This window comes from Sinobaca sp. H24, from assembly GCF_023845525.1.
On record NZ_JALBWT010000022.1, the window covers coordinates 29,028 to 48,279 of the forward strand.

Consider the following 19,252-nt stretch of genomic DNA (forward strand, 5'->3'; position numbering starts at 1 on the left):
ATACTGGAGGTATTTAACATGAATACGCACCATCTAATTGGAATTAAAGGATCAGGAATGAGTGCTCTGGCACAAATCCTGCATGATATGAAGATACCAGTACAAGGCTCAGATGTAGAAAAGCCTTTCTTTACCCAGCTTCCTCTCGAAGAAAGAGGAATTCCTATTTACCCTTTTCAGGAAGAAAATATTAAAAAAGGGCAGGTACTTATCTCTTCAGCTGCTTATGGTGAAAAGCATGAAGAAGTAAGACGGGCAAAGGAATTAGGTATGACCGTTATGGAATATCCAGTATTTCTTGGAGAGTTTGCAAACCGATTTACATCTATTGCAGTAGCAGGTTCTCACGGAAAGACATCAACGACAGGACTTCTTGCCCACGTACTTAGAGCATATAAGCCGACTTCTTATTTGATAGGCGATGGAACCGGAAAAGGGGAAGAAAACAGTGCTTTTTTTGCTTTTGAAGCCTGTGAATACCGCCGCCACTTTCTCGAATACCAGCCGGATTATGCAATTATGACAAATATTGATTTCGACCATCCTGATTATTTTAAAGATGTAGACGACGTAGTGGATGCTTTTCAGGAAATGGCTCAAGGCGTCAAAAAAGGAATCGTAGCCTGTGGCGATGATGAGCATCTGCAGACCCTGCACGCCTCTGTGCCGATCATGTATTATGGTATTGACGGCAAATACGACTTTAATGCAGACAACATTCAGACGAGCGAAGCAGGTACTTCATTTGATGTTCATATTAGGGGAGACCGCTACGGCACATTCTCCATTCCTGGTTTTGGACGCCATAATGTACTTAACGCGCTTGGAGTCATTGCTCTGTGCCACTATGAGGAAATGCCCGCTGATCTGATAAAAAAGCAGCTGGAGAGTTTTGGCGGTGTGAAACGCCGATTTTCAGAGAAAAAAGTCGACAACCAGATACTCATTGATGACTATGCACATCATCCAACTGAAATTAAAGCGACAATTGAATCAGCCAGACAAAAATACAGCAGCAGAGAAGTTATCGCTGTTTTCAACCCCATACGTTTTCAAGAACCCAGGCATTTCTAGATGATTTTGCGGAATGTCTGAAACAGGCAGATCATGTTTATCTTTGCAGCATTTTTGGATCTGCCCGTGAGCAGGATACAGAATTAACCATTGAAGACCTTCAGAATAAAATTCCAGGGGCTTCACTAATTTCCGAAGAAGATATGGATCAGCTCTCCAAACATGAAAATGGCGTCATTTTATTTATGGGTGCCGGCGATATCCAGAAGTTTCAAAAGGCTTATGAGAACGTAGCAACGTCTCAGAGTAAAAATCAGGCACTTGCTGCGAAGCAGGTGCTTTTTTCAGTGGGGAAGATAAAGGCCGCCATTCAAAAAAAAGATAAAACCTTCTTTTCTTATAAGAAAATTTAGTTACAATAGAGAAAGAATGATAATATTAATGTTTCACTTTCCACTAAGAGTGGTATTAAAAATAGGTAAAGAAGGAGGTGCAGTACGTTTATGGAAATCTTACTCTACATAAGCGCATTAATCGTTGCAATCGCATTTGCTGTGCTTGTGATATTCATTGTCCAGACGCTGAAAGCTGCTTCAAGCACCATGAAAAATGTAGCAGGTACGCTGGATCGTGTAGAAAAACAGGTAGAGGGCATCACAACGGAGTCGGAACATCTGGTACAGAAATCTACACTCATTGTGGATGATGTTCAGCAAAAATCCCAATCTTTAAATGGATTGTTTGAGTCGTTAAAAGATGTAGGAGATTCGGTGCAATCTATAAATTATACTTTTAAAGAAATGTCAGACACAGTGACGCTGCAGTCCAAGCAGCAGTCCGAACAGGTGGCCCGCGCAATGCAGTGGGGTAACGCTGCGATTGATCTGTATACGAGATGGCAGGCTAGACAGCCGGATCCTGAGGCAAAAGCTCAAAATACAAATACGACGACAGGGGGATGAATAATATGGCAGATACTAATTCAAAAGACTTTTTGATTGGAACGCTGATCGGCGGTATTGCAGGCGCCTGCGCAGCACTGCTGCTTGCGCCTAAGTCGGGCAGTGAGCTGCGGACAGATATTACTGACAGCACAAAGTCAGCTACATCCAAGACGTCAGATTTTACTACTACGGCTTATGACAAAGGATCCCAATGGGCTTCATCAGCTAAAGAAAAGTCGTCAACTATTGCTAAAAGCGTTAGTGAAAACTCCAATGAGTTTTACGACAAGGTAAAAACAGCTGCAGCGGATGCAGCAGGCAACGTAAAGCAGGATACGGAGAAAACAGCAGATGAATTGGCTGATGAATTAACAGAGGAACTCGAACATGCAGACAGCGAGCAGTCCTCAAAAATTAAATCAGAAGTAGAAAAGCTCCAATCCAATATCAATAATAACAAACCATCAAACTAAACAGAGAAACCCGCATTGAGAGATGCGGGTTTTGTTATGGAAAAACAACAAAATATAAAAAATATTTAATGAAAAGTCCGATAAATAAGCACAAAATACTTTAGTGCTTAAAAGCGTCTAATTAATAAAGAAAAAAAGGCTGACATCGTAAAGAACTTCGTTTATAATAGCAATATAATCATAAAAAGCAGAAAAGACTAGGGAGTGGAGCATGTTATGAGTAACGAACAGCTGGATGCACTAAGAGACGAGCTAGATAAGGTAAATCTTCAAATTTTGGATTTGATTAACGAAAGAGCCACTTTGGCTAAAGAAATCGGCCAGGTGAAAAATACAGCAGGTCAGAAAAGGTTTGATCCGGTAAGAGAGAGAAATATGCTGGATTTAATTGCTGAAAACAACAAAGGTCCTTTTGAAACCTCAACGGTTCAGCATCTGTTCAAGCAGATTTTCAAAGCGAGCCTGGAAATTCAGGAAGATGATAATCGTAAAGCACTTCTTGTATCACGTAAAAAGAAGCAGGAAGATACCATTGTTGATCTTAAAGGAGAAATGATTGGGGACGGCAATCAGCGCCTGATTCTTGGACCATGTTCAGTAGAAAGCTACGAACAGGTATACGAAGTAGCGAAAGCAATGAAGGAACAGGGCTTGAAGCTGCTTAGAGGCGGAGCGTTTAAACCAAGAACATCTCCTTATGATTTCCAGGGGCTTGGTAAAGAAGGCCTTGAAATCCTAAAAAGAGTAGCTGATGAGCTTGATATGGTTGTCATCAGTGAGATTGTAAGCCCAAAAGACGTACAAATGGCTACAGAGTACATTGACGTCATTCAAATTGGTGCAAGAAACATGCAGAACTTTGAGCTCTTAAAAGAAGTGGGCGGAGTAGATAAGCCTGTTCTTCTAAAAAGAGGACTGTCTGCCACTATTGATGAATTTGTTAATGCCGCAGAATATATTATCTCGAAAGGTAATTCGAATATTATGCTTTGTGAGCGCGGTATCCGTACGTATGAAAAAGCAACACGGAACACGCTTGATATCTCAGCAGTGCCTATTCTGAAGCAGGAAACACACCTTCCGGTACTTGTGGATGTAACGCATTCTACAGGCAGAAGAGATCTGCTTCTTCCAACAGCGAAAGCAGCACTCGCTATTGGAGCTGACGCTGTCATGGCAGAAGTTCATCCGGATCCAGCCGTAGCGCTTTCCGACTCTGCCCAGCAGATGAACATTCCGCAGTTCCAGGACTTCCTGACATCCCTGCGTGATTCAGGCCTGTACAAATACTAAAATAGTGTAAAAAACAAAAAGAGGAGAGCAATCGACCTGGTTCGATTCTCGCCTCTTTTATTTTTGTGTGGATAAAACGCTTTATTATTTGCTATGCTGAAGAAAATAGAATAAGATCAGGTAGGAAATATTTTATGAAAAAATTAATAAATTTTCATAAAATACACAAGAATACGGCTTAAAGGAATTGCAGAACCTCCTTAAGTTATAATATGATAGCAATAAATGTATGAAAGTAAAGAATGAAAAAAAGGAGGCCTTTCATTGAATACAACTATTTATGATGTGGCAAGAGAAGCCGGAGTATCGATGGCTACGGTATCCCGTGTAGTGAACGGAAATCCGAACGTAAAGCCGGCAACAAGAAAAAAGGTGCTGGATGCTATTGAACGGCTTGGCTACCGTCCTAATGCAGTAGCAAGAGGACTTGCCAGCAAAAAAACAACCACAGTAGGAGTTATCATCCCAGATATTTCAAATATCTTTTTCGCTGAACTTGCCCGGGGTATTGAAGATATTGCGACGATGTATAAGTACAATATTATTTTGTGCAACTCGGACCAGAACAAGGATAAAGAGATCAGTCTGATTAATACGCTCCTGGAAAAACAAGTGGATGGTATTTTATTTATGGGCGGCGAAATTACAGAAGAACACGTCACACAGTTCAAACGTTCTCCTGTTCCGGTAGTGCTGGCTGCTACAGTAGACCAGGACGGCGAACTGCCTTCGGTAAACAAGACTACCAGCAGGCTTCGTTTGATGCAGTGACAGAGCTTATAGAAGCCGGACACACCCGTGTAGGTATGGTATCTGGTTCGCTGGAAGATCCTGTGAACGGATTCCAGAAATTCAGCGGTTATAAGAAAGCTTTTACAGAAAAAAACATGACCTTTGATGACTCTCTGGTAGCCATTGGAGATTACACGTATGATTCCGGCATTCAGGCAGTAAATACTCTTATGAATGTGGATAATCCGCCAAGCGCTATTTTTGCAGGAACAGATGAAATGGCTTTAGGGGTCATTCACGGACTGCAGGATGAGGGCAAAAAAGTCCCGGAAGATGTAGAAGTAATTGGTTTTGATAATACAAGGCTTGCTACAATGGTAAGGCCGACGCTGACTACAGTAGTTCAGCCTATGTATGATATTGGAGCTGTATCCATGCGGCTTCTAACAAAGTATATGAACAAAGAAGAAGTGGATGAAAAAGTAGTAGTGCTTCCGCACAGATTGGAATACAGAAATTCAAGCACACTGAAATAGAAAACGCGAAGCACCCATACAAAAAAGCTGCAGCCCTTGATAAAGAGCGCAGCTTTTTTTTATGCTTATTTTTTCTTTGTTTTCTGTTCGTTTCGAATATAATAAAGCGATTTTTCGAGAGTTTTTTCATTTTTCCCGGTAATCTCTGCCTGGCGCGGGATATGTTCATACATATCTGCAGGATCTGTCCACTTATCCGGTAAGGGGTGTGGTGATTTTTCCTGCCAGTCCTCTATCCATTTCGGCGGAATAGGGTGGTTTAGAAGATCCTGTCGGTTTGTCATTTCCAGCCAAAGCATAGACCATGCCCGTGGGACGACCCCCAAAATCGTAACCGCCGCCGCTACAGCAACCCATTTCCCTCCCAGTATTTGTGAGCAAGTTTATGAGCAAGGCGTGGTATCATTTCGAACGTTTTAATAGTAGATGATAAGTGAGTCAGAGGATCGTAGTAATGGGCATCTGCACCATTCTGGGTGAGAATGACGTCAGGCTTAAAAAAAGCAGCCGCTTCCTCAATAGCCGTTTCGTAACAGGAGAGAAAAGAATCATCTTCGGTAAAAGCATCCACAGGAATATTAATAGAAAAACCAAATCCCTGTCCCTGTCCTTTTTCGTTAACGCTTCCGGTACCGGGAAATAAATACCTGCCGGTTTCATGAATGGAAAGAGTGCAGGCATCGGGAGTATCGTAAAACGCCCACTGCACGCCATCACCATGATGGGCATCGGTATCAATATAAAGAACCCGGGCTCCGTAATGCCTCCGCATGTACTCAATCGCGATAGCACTGTCGTTATAGATACAAAAGCCGGAAGCACGTCCGCGAAAGCCGTGGTGAAGACCGCCGCCGAGATGCAGGGCATGCTGTGCTTTATTCTGCATAACAGCGTCTACAGCTGTTAGTGTGCCTCCTACCAGAAGAGCGGAAGCTTCATGCATGTTTTTAAAAATAGGCGTATCCTCTGTACCAATCCCGTAGTTGGCAGCAACACCTTCACTTAATGTTCCTTTACCGGCTGACTGGACAGCTTCAATGTAAGCGTCATCATGAAAGAGTTTAATTTCTTCATCTGTTGCCATGCGCGGTGTAAGAATGTCGTCTTCCTGAATAGCGTCCAGAGCAGTCAGAAGATCATAAGTTAAACGAAGACGCAGATGATTGAATGGATGGTCATCATTAAACTTATATTGCATTTGGTCTTCTGAATAGACAAAAACAGCATCCTTATTCATTACTCTATCCCCGGAAAATGCGGGCGTTTCACATGATAGCCTGCTTCTTCAATCATGTTCATGATCGGCCTTGGGTCCATCGTCTGTACCCGGAAAGTAAGCACTTTATGTGTAAGGTCTTCACTTGGATACACAAGCACACTGGTTATATTAATTTTATGTTGTTTAAACAAAGCCGATAAATCTGCAAGATGCCCATAAATGTTTGGAACGACCACTTCAATCTGAGAAGATGGCTGGTGGGCTCCTGTAAGTTTTACAATCGTATGAAGCACATTTGTTTCGGTCAACATGCCGACCAGTTTATCGTCAACAGCTACAGGAAGTGCGCTTATGTCATTTTCAAATAATACGACGGCTGTTTCTTCGACAAAATCCAAAGGATGAGCTGTGATAACGGGATATTTCATAATATCCGAAACAGGGCGGTTTAGTTCTTCTTTTATAGCGTCCAGCTGAAATACAGAAGGGCTTGCATCTCTTATATCCCGGTCAGATACAATGCCGACGATCAGCATATCTTCATCAACGACGGGTATATGGCGGATACGATTTTTCTGGAGAAGATCCATTGCATCCTTAATAGTAGTTTCTTTATTGATTTTTATCATGTCTGTTTTCATAATTTCTTCAACGAGCATTGCTATATCCTCCTCTACGCAATTAATACATAAATCGGTTTGTAAATCGGATGGCGTCGAATTTCTGCATCGAAGACTGAGAAACTCTTTTGCCGACACGCACCATCAGGCAGTTGGCCGGGTGGGAGCTTATTTCCGGATCGTCTGTTGCCATCCATTCGAGTCCGCCGGCATTCATCATTTTTTCCATCACTTTTCTATACTCCCAAATACTCAATCCGCTTCCTTTTAAGTCCCAGTGCCAATAATATTCTGTTGTAATAATGATGAAATCTTCCACAGCATCATCAAGCATGGAGAACGTAAGCAGGTTGGATCCAAGCTTAGCACCGCGATAATCTTTTGCTACTTCAATAGCACCCAACTCCAGCAATTCTTCCATTTCTGCTTCAGACCATCGTTCCAATGGATCCGGGTATACAAATGTTACATAGCCGACTATCGTATTATCGTCCACCACGACATTAATACGGCCTTCCGGAAGATCGGCAATACTAATAAGCGCTTTCTTTTGTTCGGAAGGAGAACGGAATGCGACAAGTCCTTCGTGCAGTTCATAATCATGAATTTTTTTCCCGGATATTGGACCTTCGATCAGCAGGGTTCTGCCGTTAAATTCCAGTTCCTTTGAATAGTATTTCTTCTTATGGTTCATCCAAGTACCACCTTTTAGCATATAATGAACTAATGATAGAATTCCTTTTATTATACAACACCTGAAAAAAATATTGGGGATTTAAGGGAATTTCTTCGTAAGAATCCCTACAGTAACTAATCGTCACCGTCAGTATGCCCTAATTCAGCAGATTATAAATTGAAGAAATATTCATATTATATTATAATGTGTAATAGAACACATATCATTTAGCAGAAGGGGTCGATCACTAATGCAACTGAAAGCGCTTCCTCCAAGAGATGGAGATCACAATTTAAAGAGTTATGAAGATACAGCTAAGACGTTTAAATGGGAGGATATCGAAAAAGAATTTTCCTGGTATGAAACAGGGAAAGTAAACCTGGCTCATGAAGCGATTGATCGTTACGCCGATATGCCGGAAAAGAAAAATCAGGTAGCTCTATATTATAGTGATGCAGAGCGGAATGAACAATATACATTTGAAGAGATGAAAAAGCACACAAATAAAGCAGCTAATATGATAAAAGATGCAGGCATTGAAAAAGGAGATCGTTTATTCATCTTTATGCCACGATCTCCTGAACTGTATTTTGCTATTCTTGGCGCTATTAAAGCAGGAGCTATTGTAGGGCCTTTATTCGAAGCCTTTATGGAAGGTGCGGTAAGAGACCGCCTGGAAGACAGCAGTGCAAAAGGTCTGCTGACGACACCTACTTTAATAGAGAGAGTACCGGTAGATGATCTGCCTGCGCTTGATACAGTATTTATTTATGGAGAAGACGTAAAAGAGGAAGGTCCGTATCTGGACTTTACTGCCAGAATGGAAGCAGCGAGCGAAGAGTTTGAGCCTGAATGGATGGATAAAGAGGATGGAATGATTCTTCATTATACCTCTGGCTCAACCGGTAAGCCAAAAGGGGTGCTGCATGTTCATAATGCTATGCTGCAGCACTATCAGACAGCTAAATGGGTGCTTGACCTGAAAGATGACGATGTATACTGGTGCACTGCCGATCCCGGCTGGGTAACAGGAACCTCCTACGGCATTTTCGGTCCTTGGCTTGCTGGAGCAACAAATGTAGTAAGAGGCGGGCGTTTCAGTCCTCAGGACTGGTATCAGACACTGGAGGATTATAAAGTTACCGTATGGTACAGCGCCCCAACAGCATTTAGAATGCTTATGAGTGCGGGGGATGAAGTAGTAAAGAAATATGATCTTTCTAAACTAAGACACATTCTAAGTGTAGGGGAGCCTTTGAACCCTGAAGTAGTAAGATGGGGTGAAGAAGTATTCAACCTTCGTATTCATGATACGTGGTGGATGACAGAGACAGGCGCGCAGATGATCTGTAACTATCCATCAATGGAAATTAAGCCAGGCTCTATGGGCAAGCCTATTCCAGGTGTAAAAGCCGCTATTGTTAACGATCAGGGAGAAGAACTTCCGGCGAACAGAATGGGTAATCTTGCGATAGAAAGCGGCTGGCCTTCTATGATGAGAACGATTTGGAATAACGAAGAAAAGTTTAACAGTTATTTCGAAGTAGCAGGCTGGTACATCTCAGGTGATTCCGCTTATATGGATGAAGACGGATATTTCTGGTTCCAGGGCAGAATCGACGATGTTATTATGACTTCCGGGGAGCGTGTAGGTCCGTTTGAAGTAGAAAGCAAGCTGGTGGAACATCCTGCTGTAGCTGAAGCTGGAGTAATAGGAAAGCCTGACCCGGTAAGAGGCGAAATTATTAAAGCATTTGTTGCCCTTCGTGATGGATACGAAGTAACAGATGAGTTGAAAGAAGAAATTAGAGTCTTTGTTAAAGAAGGGTTAGCGGCACACGCCGCACCACGTGAAATTGAATTCAGGGACAAGCTCCCTAAAACAAGAAGCGGTAAGATTATGAGACGAGTGCTTAAAGCATGGGAACTTGATCTGCCAACTGGTGACCTATCTACGATGGAAGAATAAATATATCCTAGAAAAAGCACCATTCCCTTGTGGAATGGTGCTTTTTTATCTTCAAATAGTATTCCACTTTATGCTTTACAGCGTAAAGTTATGATGTTTCTTGATTTATAAAAAAACAGCCTTATTCCTAAACGGGAATAAGGCTGTTTAATATAAGGCAATCAAGTAGATGTTACTCCTCTTCCGCTTCTGATCCGTTCTCTGGTTCCGGACTTTCTTCCGTATCAGAAGTATCTTCTGGTTCTGGACTGGAATCCGGTTCCGGGCTGGAGTCGGGTTCAGGATCCGGATCAGCTTCCGTATCTTCTTCGACTTCTTCATCCTCTTCCCGATTTATTGGGGTAGAGCCGCCGCCTTGAGAGCTTGTTTCCTCTTCTGATTCCGTACTGGCGCCGTCATTGTCTTCGGGAGGAGCCTCTGGAGCGGCATCCTCTTCTGTGCTTGAACCATTGGTGTCTGGTTCTTCAGCGGGAGCTTCTTCTTCAGGCTCCGGTACAGATGGCGTTTCTTCTTCAACAGGAGCCTCTGGTTCAGAAGGAGTCTCCTCAGCAGGAGTTTCTTCTTCTGGAGACGTCTCTTCTTCAGCTGGTGGAGATGTACCATTATCAGAAGGGGATTCGGAATCGCTGCCGCCGTTTCCGTTAGAGCTTTCTTCTTCACCGGCAGAATCATCGCTTCCGGCATCTTCTCCGTTGGAAGAATCATTTTCCTGCTGATCTGCTTCGTCAGGACTTTCCGGTGAAGCATCCTGTCCTTCATCAGCACCATTAGTGTCTTCTTCCGGTTCTGTTGAACTCTCATCAGATGAATCTTCCTGGGTTTCCGAGTCTTCCTCATTAGTGGCGGGGGAGGACTCATTATTATCCTGGCTTTCTTCTTCTGAACTGCTGTCACTGCCGTTATCATCCTCATCCTCTGACTCATTTGTACCGGAGGAAATTCCTGTACTTGCAGAGTCGGAGGACTCTCTTCCACGTGTGTCTACAGCTCTAACTGTATAGGAGCCGGAGCCCGGGGAAGCAGAGGTGTTGTCTTTTCCTACAATGGTATCTTCTACACTGCCGCCTTCATAAACTCTGTAGCCGACAATATCATCATCCGAATGTTCCGACCATGTAAGATCAGAGCCGCTGCTTGATACACCTGAAACAGCATCAGGGGTGTTTTCGTTATCCGGTGCTTCCCGATCGACGGTAATATCACCGATGTCTCCAGGGAAGTACTCTTCCGGATTATCAATGTCGTCGAAATAATCTTCATTCATGATAATTCCCGATAGAGTAAAATCTTCAGGTGTTTCTTCATAGGCAGTATACGTACTTCCATCAATTTCAACGAGTTCGCCTTCCTGAAGGCTGTCGTCTTCTTCTGTCGGTACAAATTCTTCATTCATTAGATCTGTTACAGCTAATCCGGCTTCTTCACACATTGGAGAAACAAGCAGGCCGGATAAACCGCAGATTTCCTGTTCAACGATGCCGTCCGGCTCGTCAAACGTGCTGTCTGTATTAACAGCATCCGGATTGGCCTCATTGGCAGCATTCATTAAATCAGCCCATATGTTCTGGGTTCGCTCGCTGTAGGAATATCCGTTATAAGAGTTTTCCAGCTGATTTTGCTGCTCTCGGTTATCATAACCGAGCCATAGTCCCATAGTGACTTCAGGATTCATTCCTACAAACCAGGCATCTACCTGATCAGAGGTTGTTCCTGTTTTACCAGCCCAATCGCCTTCTGCATCCAAATAGGAGGAAAGCTGGGATGCCGTTCCGGGAGACTCAAGAACATCACGAAGCATATCAACCATTAGATAGCTCGTCTGTGGAGAAAATATCTCCGTTTCCTCTGTTTCATGCTCGTAGGCGACTTCACCATCGCTTTTCTTTTCAATTCGTTCTACCATATAGCTTTCGTGGTACTGGCCTTCATTGGCAAACGTAGAGAAAGCGTTGGTGTTCTGCGAAACAGTCACCCCGTTTTCAAGTCCGCCTAAAGCGGTTGATTCTACAGGTTCTTCCTCCGAGAGCCGGGTGAAGCCGAGGCTTTCTAAATGTTCTTTAGCTTCCTCCTGCTCCAGCTCCCAGAAGCTTCTGACGGCAGGGATATTTTGAGAGCGCTGCAGCGCCTCCCTTACTGGAATAAATCCTTCAAAGCCGCTGCCTGCGTTATTAATCTCTGTCCCTGTCGTATAATCTGTCGGCACATCGGCTACAGTAGAACCAGGGTGCAATTCTCCTTCATCCATCAATGGGCCGTAGGAAAGAAGCGGCTTCATCGTGGAACCATTCTGCCGGAAAGTCTGTGTAGCGTGATTCAGGTTTTGTGTATCGTAGTCTCTTCCGCCGACAAAGCTGATGATGGCTCCCGTTTCATTATTAATCATCATTGCGCCGACTTCTTCCTGCTCTGTTATATCTCCATTGGTACGATCCGGACCGAACCAGGTGGAGCTTTCAATGGATTCCTGCATGCCGTCGTAAATACTTTTGTCGATGGTAATATGAATGTCGTACCCGCCGATTGCAAGGTCTTCCCGTGCATCTGTCGTGTACTGTTCAAGCGTCTGTTCACGCTCTTCTTCATCCATTGCATCAAGATCTACCTCATCTTCTTCAAGCATTTGATCGCGCAGCATAGTAGATGCTTCCCGCTGAACTTCGCTTGTGATATAAGGATACTCATCTGTAACGGTGTCACTTGGTTCTGTTAGATTTTCCTCGATATCATAAGCCATTGCTTCTTCATGCTCTTCTTCTGTAATGTATCCTTTTTCGTGCATATCATTTAATACTCGATCCTTACGATTAAGTCCCGCTTCGAATTCTTCTTTAACGGTTCCATTATTCTCGAATGGAGTATAACCGTAAGGATTTTGGGGCATCCCTGCAATAAAGGCAGCCTGGGCAATATTAAGCTCAGATGCATCTACACCAAATACCCCTTCAGCTGCAGATTGAGCGCCTGCTATATTCAAGCCGTTCGCATTACGTCCAAACGGTACAAGGTTAAGGTAGGCTTCCAAAATTTCTTCTTTGTTCAAGTATTCTTCAAGACGAAGTGCAAGCAGGATTTCTTTTGCTTTTCTATCCAGGCTTACTTCATTTGTCAGAATTTGATTTTTAATAACCTGCTGGGTCAACGTGCTTCCCCCGGTCTGGACACTTGCATTGCTCATTTCCTGGTATGTAGCCCGGAATAAAGCAGTAGGCACGATGCCGTCGTGATCATAGAAATTTTCATCTTCTGTTGCAATAATGGCATGTACCAGATTATCGGAAATGTCTTCAAGCGGTACCTGCTTTCTTTCAATGTCAGCCGGAACGTTACCCAGTGATTCACCGCCGGCAAAGTACATATCGCTGGCTTGTTCATAATCATAAATCTCTGCGCGCATTTCCTCTTCATTTAGTGCTTCCTGGTCATCCACCAGCGATACAAAAAACCGGCACCGACTGAGCCGATAAATAGGATAAAAGAAATAAAAGCTATAACAGCAACCAGCACAATATTTATAATAATATTAGAACGGGAATAAGACTCTTCTCCAGCTGTTTTCCTCTAAACCAATCCACTCGTTTATTCGCTTTGTATAAAAATTTTTCATGCAGTGACCCCCTAAATTTCTAGATCATTATAGCATATAAAAGACCTATATTTAAACCGAAGGCATTCGGAAGCGAAGCTTGACATTGCTGAAAAAACCGTGTTAAATGAAGATTATCATAAAATAATAGAAAAGCGCAGACGAAATGAAGTAGCCTTTTTATCCCTGTAACAGAGAGCCGGCGGGTGGTGGAAGCCGGTACATATAAAAAAGCGAATTACGTTATCCGAGCTTCTTTAGTATATAAAGACGGCGGCCGCCGTTAACGGTTTGAGTGAAAAGCTTTGCTTTTAAAAAAGGGTGGTACCGCGGTAAACATCGTCCCTTTTATTAAAAGCGGGCTTTTTTGTTTGTCCGGTACCTGCGGCAGATGCGTTTAGGGTTCATTAAAAAAGGAGAGACACAATGACTATTTTACAGGATTTAGAACAAAGAGGATTAGTAAATCAGGTGACGGACCGTGAAGGATTGGAAGCTTTACTGCAGAATGAATCAATAACGCTTTATTGTGGATTTGATCCGACCGGCGACAGCCTTCATATTGGACATCTTCTCACCATTATTACAATGCGCCGTTTTCAGCTGGCGGGTCATAAGCCGCTTGCTCTAGTTGGCGGAGCTACAGGATTTATTGGGGATCCGAGCGGAAAGAGTGTTGAACGGTCGCTGAACGAAGAAGAAGTAGTGAAAATGTACAGTGATAGAATCCGCACTCAGCTGCAGAGACATCTTGATTTTACAGGAGACTACGGGGCAGAAATTGTAAACAACTTTGACTGGATAGGAGAAATGAGTGTTATTACTTTTTTACGAGATGTTGGAAAGCACTTTGGTGTGAACTATATGCTCTCCAAAGAATCCGTGGAATCCCGTATTAAAAACGGTATCTCTTTTACAGAATTCAGCTACCAGATTCTTCAGTCTCTGGACTACCTTCATCTTTTCAAGGAGAAAACTGCCGTCTTCAGATCGGGGGCAGTGATCAGTGGGGTAATATCACTGCAGGCCTGGAGCTTATTCGCAGGAAAAGCGCAGATGAGGAGCAGAAAGCCGAAGCTTTCGGTTTTACTATTCCTCTTGTAACAAAAGCAGATGGTACTAAGTTTGGTAAAACTGAGGGAGGAGCAATCTGGCTCGATCCTTCTAAAACGACCCCCCTATGAGTTCTATCAGTTCTTAATCAATACCGATGATAGAGACGTGATAAAGTTTTTGCATTACTTTACATTTCTTCCGGCAGAAGAAATAAAAGAATATGAGCAGAAGATGCAGGAAGCGCCGGAAAAAAGAGAAGCCCAGCAGAAGCTGGCCGAAGAGCTGACAGCATTTGTCCACAGTAAAGAAGCGGTGCAGCAGGCACAGAATATCTCCGCTGCTCTTTTTGGCGGGGAGATGTGAAAAAGCTTTCCGCAGATGAAATTGCTCAGGGATTCAAAGACGTTCCTACTCATGAGGTGGAAGCGGACGAGGAGCCCGGCTTAATTGACACGCTTGTCGAAGCAAAACTTTCTCCATCTAAACGACAGGCGAGAGAAGATATTACGAATGGAGCCGTCTATATTAATGGGGAACGCTGCACGGAACTGAAAAAGCAATTATCTAGTGCAGATAAAATCGGCAGCAGGTACACTATTTTACGAAGAGGTAAAAAGAAGTACGCACTTGTATCATTTAAATAGAACAAAAAAAGCAGCCGGCTGGCTGCTTTTTTAGGCTGTTGAAAAGGTAAAGACATATTTTTATACAAATACCGAAGAGGGCGCTTTTGTCGGCTCGTTTGACCATCATGCTGCGAGGGAATCGTTACTTTTTTTAACATTATAAGAATTCAACATAATGGATAGAAAGGAAGCAATGGCTTCCCGGCAATAAAAAAAAGCAGCCAGCCGGCTGCTTTTTTTATTAACGGGAGTACCACTCAACGATAAGGGCTTCCGTAATTTCTGCAGGAAGTTCAGAACGCTCTGGGTAACGATCAAGCGAACCTTCCATTTTTTCTTCGTCAAAGCTGACAAAGTCAGGCTTGTAGCTGTTTACATCCAAAGCTTCTTTAATAGAAGTAAGGTTGCGTGACTTTTCGCGAAGACCAATAACCTGGCCTGGCTTTAAGCGGTAAGAAGGGATATCTACGCGCTTACCGTCAACAGTTACATGACCGTGGGAAACGAGCTGGCGTGAACCACGGCGTGTGCGTGCAAGACCGAGACGATACACGATGTTATCAAGGCGTGCTTCAAGAAGTACCATGAAGTTTTCACCGTGAACACCCTGCATTTTGCCTGCGATTTCAAATGTGCGGTGGAACTGACGCTCATTTAAGCCGTACATGAAACGAAGCTTCTGCTTCTCTTGAAGCTGAAGGCCGTATTCTGTAAGCTTCTTGCGCTGTGTAGGGCCGTGCTCACCTGGTGCATAAGGTCTTTTTTCTAATTCTTTTCCTGTGCCGTTAAGAGAAATTCCATAACGACGTGACTTTTTCCAAGATGGTCCTGTATAACGTGACATACAAGTAATCTCCTTTATAATAAAATAGTTGAAAAAAGAGCAACGTTGGTAATCTCCCGCTATGCCCATTTTATTTTCATGTATCTTCACCTCGACAGCTGGAGGGTACGCAATACACCTTACACTCCTAAGAGTAGCAGGAATAAAATGTAGAAAGATCGAACATGGCAGGCTTACCCTGGCTGTCTTTTTGCACAAAGATCATTATATCCTTTTAAAGCTGTCAAGTCAATAGAGATCAGACTTATTAAATATGCTTCAGCAGTACAGAGGCAAACTCTTCAAATATCTCCTGGTCTTCTTTTGTAAATCGGTTCTGCTCCGGGCTGTCAACGTCGAGTACGCCGAGAAGCACACCATCCTTTACAAGCGGCACAACGATTTCAGAAGCGGAGGCACTATCGCAGGCAATGTGACCAGGAAAAGCATGGACATCCGCGATACGCTGGGTTTCAAGGTTCTGCGCCGCAGTTCCGCATACACCCTTCCCCATTGGAATGCGGACACAGGCTGGCAGTCCCTGAAAAGGACCTAGAACGAGTTCATTTTCTTTTGGGGCATATAAATAAAAACCGGCCCAGTTTACCGAAGAAAAATGCTGGTATAAAAGAGCAGAAGCATTAGCCAGATTGGCCGTTTGCTCTGTCTCTCCTTCTAAAAGGGAATCAAGCTGTTTATTTATAAGGTGCATTGGGATCGTCTGCATCATCGATCTCTCCTTTATCTCTCATTATATAATGCGGCAGGGTGTAGTTCTGTCATTCCCTGGAATAATTCGGCGGGCTGATGGGCATCAGATCCATAGACCAGAGGGATGTGCTCGTTCAATGCTTCTTTTATGATCCATTCCGGCGGATAGGGCTCCGGCAGAGGGGTTTAGCTGTACCGGCTCCGTTATAATCAAGCTCCATATTTTCCTTTTTAACGGCGTGGAGAATCTGTTGAACCAGCTCGGTCGGATAGTGATTCATCGGGAATTTGCGCTGGAATTTGTGAACGAGCGTCATATGGCCGAGACGGCCGGGTTTAAATGGACCGAGATCAGTCTTCACGGAAAGCAGGACGGTTTGAAAGTATAATTGTGCCACAGCCTCTACCGACCCTGTCCGGGCTGCTAATGAAGCAAATACATCAGGACTGTAATCCATGCACGTGTATTCTCCATCAGCTAACAGAAAATGAGTGGAAAGAATACTGTCATCCAGGTAAGGGCCGTATGCATGAAGAAACTGTTCCGTTTCCTTTTCGTATCGTTCGATAAAATCAATTTCAAGTCCGGTTAAAATAGTAATATCGTTTTTGTATGTCTTTTTAACGCTTTCCAGCTTCAACAGGTAGTCTTCCAGATCGGACATGGACATCGCGCTGTCTTTATCCGGCACAGTATCTGTAAACCCCTCCGGGAGCGGCGCATGTTCGGCAAAAGTTAAAGTGGTAATACCGCCAGCTGCCGCTCTTTCAATGTATTCTTCGAGAGGTCGGTTTGTACCATGCGGACAATATGGCGTATGAACATGACCATCGCGCTTTGGTCTCATAAAACATCCTCCTTCCCGGATTTTTACTAATTAGATAATATTTCTGAAATATTTATGTAACCAACTCTCACACGAGAGCCTTTACATGTTATCATAAAGTCATTGATTAAAAAAATAAATAAACCATGAATACACGTCTTACAATGGAAGATGGCGTTCTTTGATAGAGAAGAAACAGCCGCTTCATTATTTATTCGTGTGTACATATAAAGATACAAGTAAGACCGCAGTAAAAATATATTTCAAACATATGTTGTTGAAACTGGAGTGAAAAATGCAATGGAGTTTATCCTTTTAGCTATTTTGGTGATAGTAGTAGCTGTTGTTATTTATGGAACCTTATCAAGAAGAAAAATATACAAAGATGTAGACAGGCTGGAAAATTGGAAAATTGAACTGGGAAGCAGGCCTGTTGCTGAAGAAATCGCCAAAGTAAAAGGATTGAAAATTTCCGGAGAAACGGAAGAGAAATTCGAGCTGTGGCGTAAGGATTGGGACGATATAGTCGGCGTACACATCCCCGATATTGAGAAAGCCCTCTACGACATTGAAGAACAGGCGAACAAGTATCGTTTTGGAAAAGCCAGAGAGCTGATTCATGCGGTAGAAAATCAGCTTCAGGACATAGAAGCACAAATTGACGCCATCTTTAAAGAAGTAGACGAGCTGGTTCATAGTGAAAAAGAAAATGAGGCGGGGATTACCGAAACGCAGGCAAGATATGATGCCATGTCGAGACATCTGCTTCAGCATTCTCTTTCTTTTGGAAAAGCTGCTCCAGTGTTTGAAGAGCGTAAAGCTGAAATGAAGCAGGCTTTAATCTCTTTTAACGAAGACAGGGAAGCAGGCAACTATACGTCAGCCAGACAGACCTTAAAACAGGTCGATCACGACCTGGAAGTACAGAATCAGCAAATGAAAGAAATCCCTGTATTATTGAAGGATATTGATATGGAGCTGCCTTCTGAACTAAGAGAGCTGCAGCGCGGGGTGGAAAATATGGAAAGCCAGGGCTACCCGCTCGGCCACCTTTCCCTGCACGAACAGATCGAAGAATACAAGCAGGAGCTTCCCGCTTTAAAGGAAAGCTGCGAAGAGTTTGAATTGGAAAAGGTAAAAGACAGAATCGAAGATATAAGAAAATTTATGGAAGCCACCTATGAAATGCTGGAAAAAGAAGTAGATGCCCGCGAAGGGGTCCAGGCAGAAATACCGCAGCTGGAAGAACAGCTGCGTAAATTAAAAGAAAAGCTGGCTGATCTGCAGCGTGAAGAAGCAAAAGTCGAAGTCAGCTATTTAATCCAATGGAAGACAAAGAGCAGCACGACAGGCTGGCAGTGAAGATGGATGAAGCGATTAGAAACTGGCGTTTGTTCCAGGATTCCAATATTAATCAAACCCAGACATTTTCAGAACAGCGCACCCAGCTTGAAAAACACCGGAAGGAATGGAGCGGTCTTACAAAAGAAATACAGCAGCTTAAAGACAGGCTGTATACGCTTCGTAAAGACGAAAAGAAAGCGCTGGATACTTTTGCATCTGTAAAGCGCCAGCTGCTGGAAGATGAGATGCTGCTGCAGCGCTCCTTTATGCCGAGAATTCCTTCTCCGCTTTTAAATGATCTGGATGATGCCGATGAACACGTAAAATCAGCAGAGCAGACGCTCGATGAGGTACCGGTGGAAATCGCACGTGCTAATGCAGATGTTGAAGAAGCAGATAAAAGCGTACGGCGTTTTCATCAGCGCCTGATTGCTACTCTCGAACAGGTAAAGCTTGCAGAACTTGCCATTCAATACGGGAATCGTTACAGAAGCAGCGATCAGGAGCTTCATGAACAATTTAATGAAGCGGAAAAACACTTTCATAAAGGCCGCTATGATGATGCTGTAAACACAGCTATTGGGGCAATGGAAAAAAAGAACTCGAATATACGTGAAGTGCTTCTTGAATTTGGAAAGCAGTAGAAAAAAGCCGTCTGGGAAAGACGGCTTTTTTTGCTGCGTGAAAACGCACATACTTAGTGAAATGTGATAGGATATTACGTTGAGAAGAGTATAATAAATGCTCATATAGATAAAACGGGAGGACGCCATGATTTATTTAGATAACAGCGCAACAACCAGGCC

9 protein-coding genes, 6 pseudogenes and 1 other annotated feature are annotated in these 19,252 nt (G+C 43.4%); of the genes and pseudogenes, 8 read left to right on the forward strand and 7 right to left on the reverse strand.

Annotated features, from left to right (window positions below; all coding sequences use genetic code 11):
* Positions 1-18: 18 nt before the first annotated feature.
* The 5 genes and pseudogenes from murC to ccpA all read left to right on the forward strand — a co-directional run.
* Positions 19-1,307 (forward strand): annotated as a pseudogene (gene murC / locus MMY81_RS22190) (UDP-N-acetylmuramate--L-alanine ligase); the annotation flags it as partial.
* Between the two features lie 210 nt (positions 1,308-1,517).
* On the forward strand, positions 1,518-1,976 hold the full coding sequence (locus MMY81_RS22195; RefSeq protein WP_252314580.1) for a DUF948 domain-containing protein: 459 nt from the start codon (positions 1,518-1,520) through the stop codon (positions 1,974-1,976).
* Positions 1,977-1,981: 5 nt separating this feature from the next.
* The gene (locus MMY81_RS22200) at positions 1,982-2,431 is read left to right on the forward strand and encodes a YtxH domain-containing protein (protein WP_252314581.1); all 450 of its coding nucleotides are present in this window, start codon (positions 1,982-1,984) and stop codon (positions 2,429-2,431) included.
* 216 nt (positions 2,432-2,647) lie between these two features.
* Positions 2,648-3,724, forward strand: a complete 1,077-nt coding sequence (locus MMY81_RS22205; RefSeq protein WP_252314582.1) for a bifunctional 3-deoxy-7-phosphoheptulonate synthase/chorismate mutase — start codon at positions 2,648-2,650, stop codon at positions 3,722-3,724.
* Positions 3,725-3,988: 264 nt separating this feature from the next.
* A pseudogene (gene ccpA, locus MMY81_RS22210) lies at positions 3,989-4,992 on the forward strand (catabolite control protein A).
* A gap of 65 nt (positions 4,993-5,057) precedes the next feature.
* On the opposite strand, the pseudogene MMY81_RS22215 reads toward ccpA, so the two are convergent.
* The 3 genes and pseudogenes from MMY81_RS22215 to MMY81_RS22225 form a co-directional block, all read right to left on the reverse strand.
* Positions 5,058-6,229 (reverse strand): annotated as a pseudogene (locus MMY81_RS22215) (acetoin utilization protein AcuC).
* The gene (locus MMY81_RS22220) at positions 6,229-6,870 is read right to left on the reverse strand and encodes an acetoin utilization AcuB family protein (protein ID WP_252314583.1); all 642 of its coding nucleotides are present in this window, start codon (positions 6,868-6,870) and stop codon (positions 6,229-6,231) included. The pseudogene MMY81_RS22215 and the gene MMY81_RS22220 overlap by 1 nt, the downstream one beginning before the upstream one ends.
* A 22-nt stretch (positions 6,871-6,892) precedes the next feature.
* Positions 6,893-7,525, reverse strand: a complete 633-nt coding sequence (locus MMY81_RS22225) for a GNAT family N-acetyltransferase (RefSeq protein WP_252314584.1) — start codon at positions 7,523-7,525, stop codon at positions 6,893-6,895.
* A gap of 232 nt (positions 7,526-7,757) precedes the next feature.
* Here MMY81_RS22225 and acsA point away from each other — a divergent pair, with 232 nt between their 5' ends.
* Positions 7,758-9,476 (forward strand): acetate--CoA ligase, encoded by a 1,719-nt coding sequence (gene acsA, locus MMY81_RS22230; RefSeq protein WP_252314585.1) that lies wholly within the window; start codon positions 7,758-7,760, stop codon positions 9,474-9,476.
* Between the two features lie 172 nt (positions 9,477-9,648).
* On the opposite strand, the gene MMY81_RS22235 is transcribed toward acsA, so the two are convergent.
* Positions 9,649-12,870, reverse strand: a complete 3,222-nt coding sequence (locus MMY81_RS22235) for a transglycosylase domain-containing protein (protein ID WP_252314586.1) — start codon at positions 12,868-12,870, stop codon at positions 9,649-9,651.
* A 338-nt stretch (positions 12,871-13,208) separates the two neighbouring features.
* Positions 13,209-13,409 (forward strand) — a binding site (T-box leader).
* Positions 13,410-13,485: 76 nt separating this feature from the next.
* Between MMY81_RS22235 and tyrS the strand changes: the two are divergent.
* Positions 13,486-14,759, forward strand: a pseudogene (gene tyrS, locus MMY81_RS22240) (tyrosine--tRNA ligase).
* Positions 14,760-14,982: 223 nt separating this feature from the next.
* Here the strand turns inward: tyrS and rpsD are convergent.
* From rpsD to hisJ, 3 genes and pseudogenes are all read right to left on the reverse strand, one after another.
* Entirely contained in the window at positions 14,983-15,585 is a 603-nt protein-coding gene (gene rpsD / locus MMY81_RS22245) for a 30S ribosomal protein S4 (RefSeq protein WP_120192627.1), read from the reverse strand.
* A gap of 247 nt (positions 15,586-15,832) precedes the next feature.
* Entirely contained in the window at positions 15,833-16,294 is a 462-nt protein-coding gene (locus tag MMY81_RS22250) for a GAF domain-containing protein (protein WP_252314587.1), read from the reverse strand.
* A gap of 11 nt (positions 16,295-16,305) precedes the next feature.
* Positions 16,306-17,123: pseudogene (hisJ, locus tag MMY81_RS22255) on the reverse strand (histidinol-phosphatase HisJ).
* Between the two features lie 279 nt (positions 17,124-17,402).
* On the opposite strand from hisJ, the pseudogene MMY81_RS35645 reads away from it, so the two are divergent.
* Positions 17,403-19,090: pseudogene (locus tag MMY81_RS35645) on the forward strand (septation ring formation regulator EzrA).
* The last annotated feature ends 162 nt before the right edge of the window (positions 19,091-19,252 follow it).

Bases quoted from the DNA above. Each gene is read 5' to 3' on its own strand.
- MMY81_RS22195 (WP_252314580.1), top strand. From the start codon at position 1,518: ATGGAAATCTTACTCTACATAAGCGCATTAATCGTTGCAATCGCATTT.
- MMY81_RS22200 (WP_252314581.1), top strand. From the start codon at position 1,982: ATGGCAGATACTAATTCAAAAGACTTTTTGATTGGAACGCTGATCGGC.
- MMY81_RS22205 (WP_252314582.1), top strand. From the start codon at position 2,648: ATGAGTAACGAACAGCTGGATGCACTAAGAGACGAGCTAGATAAGGTA.
- MMY81_RS22220 (WP_252314583.1), bottom strand. From the start codon at position 6,870: ATGCTCGTTGAAGAAATTATGAAAACAGACATGATAAAAATCAATAAA.
- MMY81_RS22225 (WP_252314584.1), bottom strand. From the start codon at position 7,525: ATGAACCATAAGAAGAAATACTATTCAAAGGAACTGGAATTTAACGGC.
- acsA (WP_252314585.1), top strand. From the start codon at position 7,758: ATGCAACTGAAAGCGCTTCCTCCAAGAGATGGAGATCACAATTTAAAG.
- MMY81_RS22235 (WP_252314586.1), bottom strand. From the start codon at position 12,870: ATGCGCGCAGAGATTTATGATTATGAACAAGCCAGCGATATGTACTTT.
- rpsD (WP_120192627.1), bottom strand. From the start codon at position 15,585: ATGTCACGTTATACAGGACCATCTTGGAAAAAGTCACGTCGTTATGGA.
- MMY81_RS22250 (WP_252314587.1), bottom strand. From the start codon at position 16,294: ATGATGCAGACGATCCCAATGCACCTTATAAATAAACAGCTTGATTCC.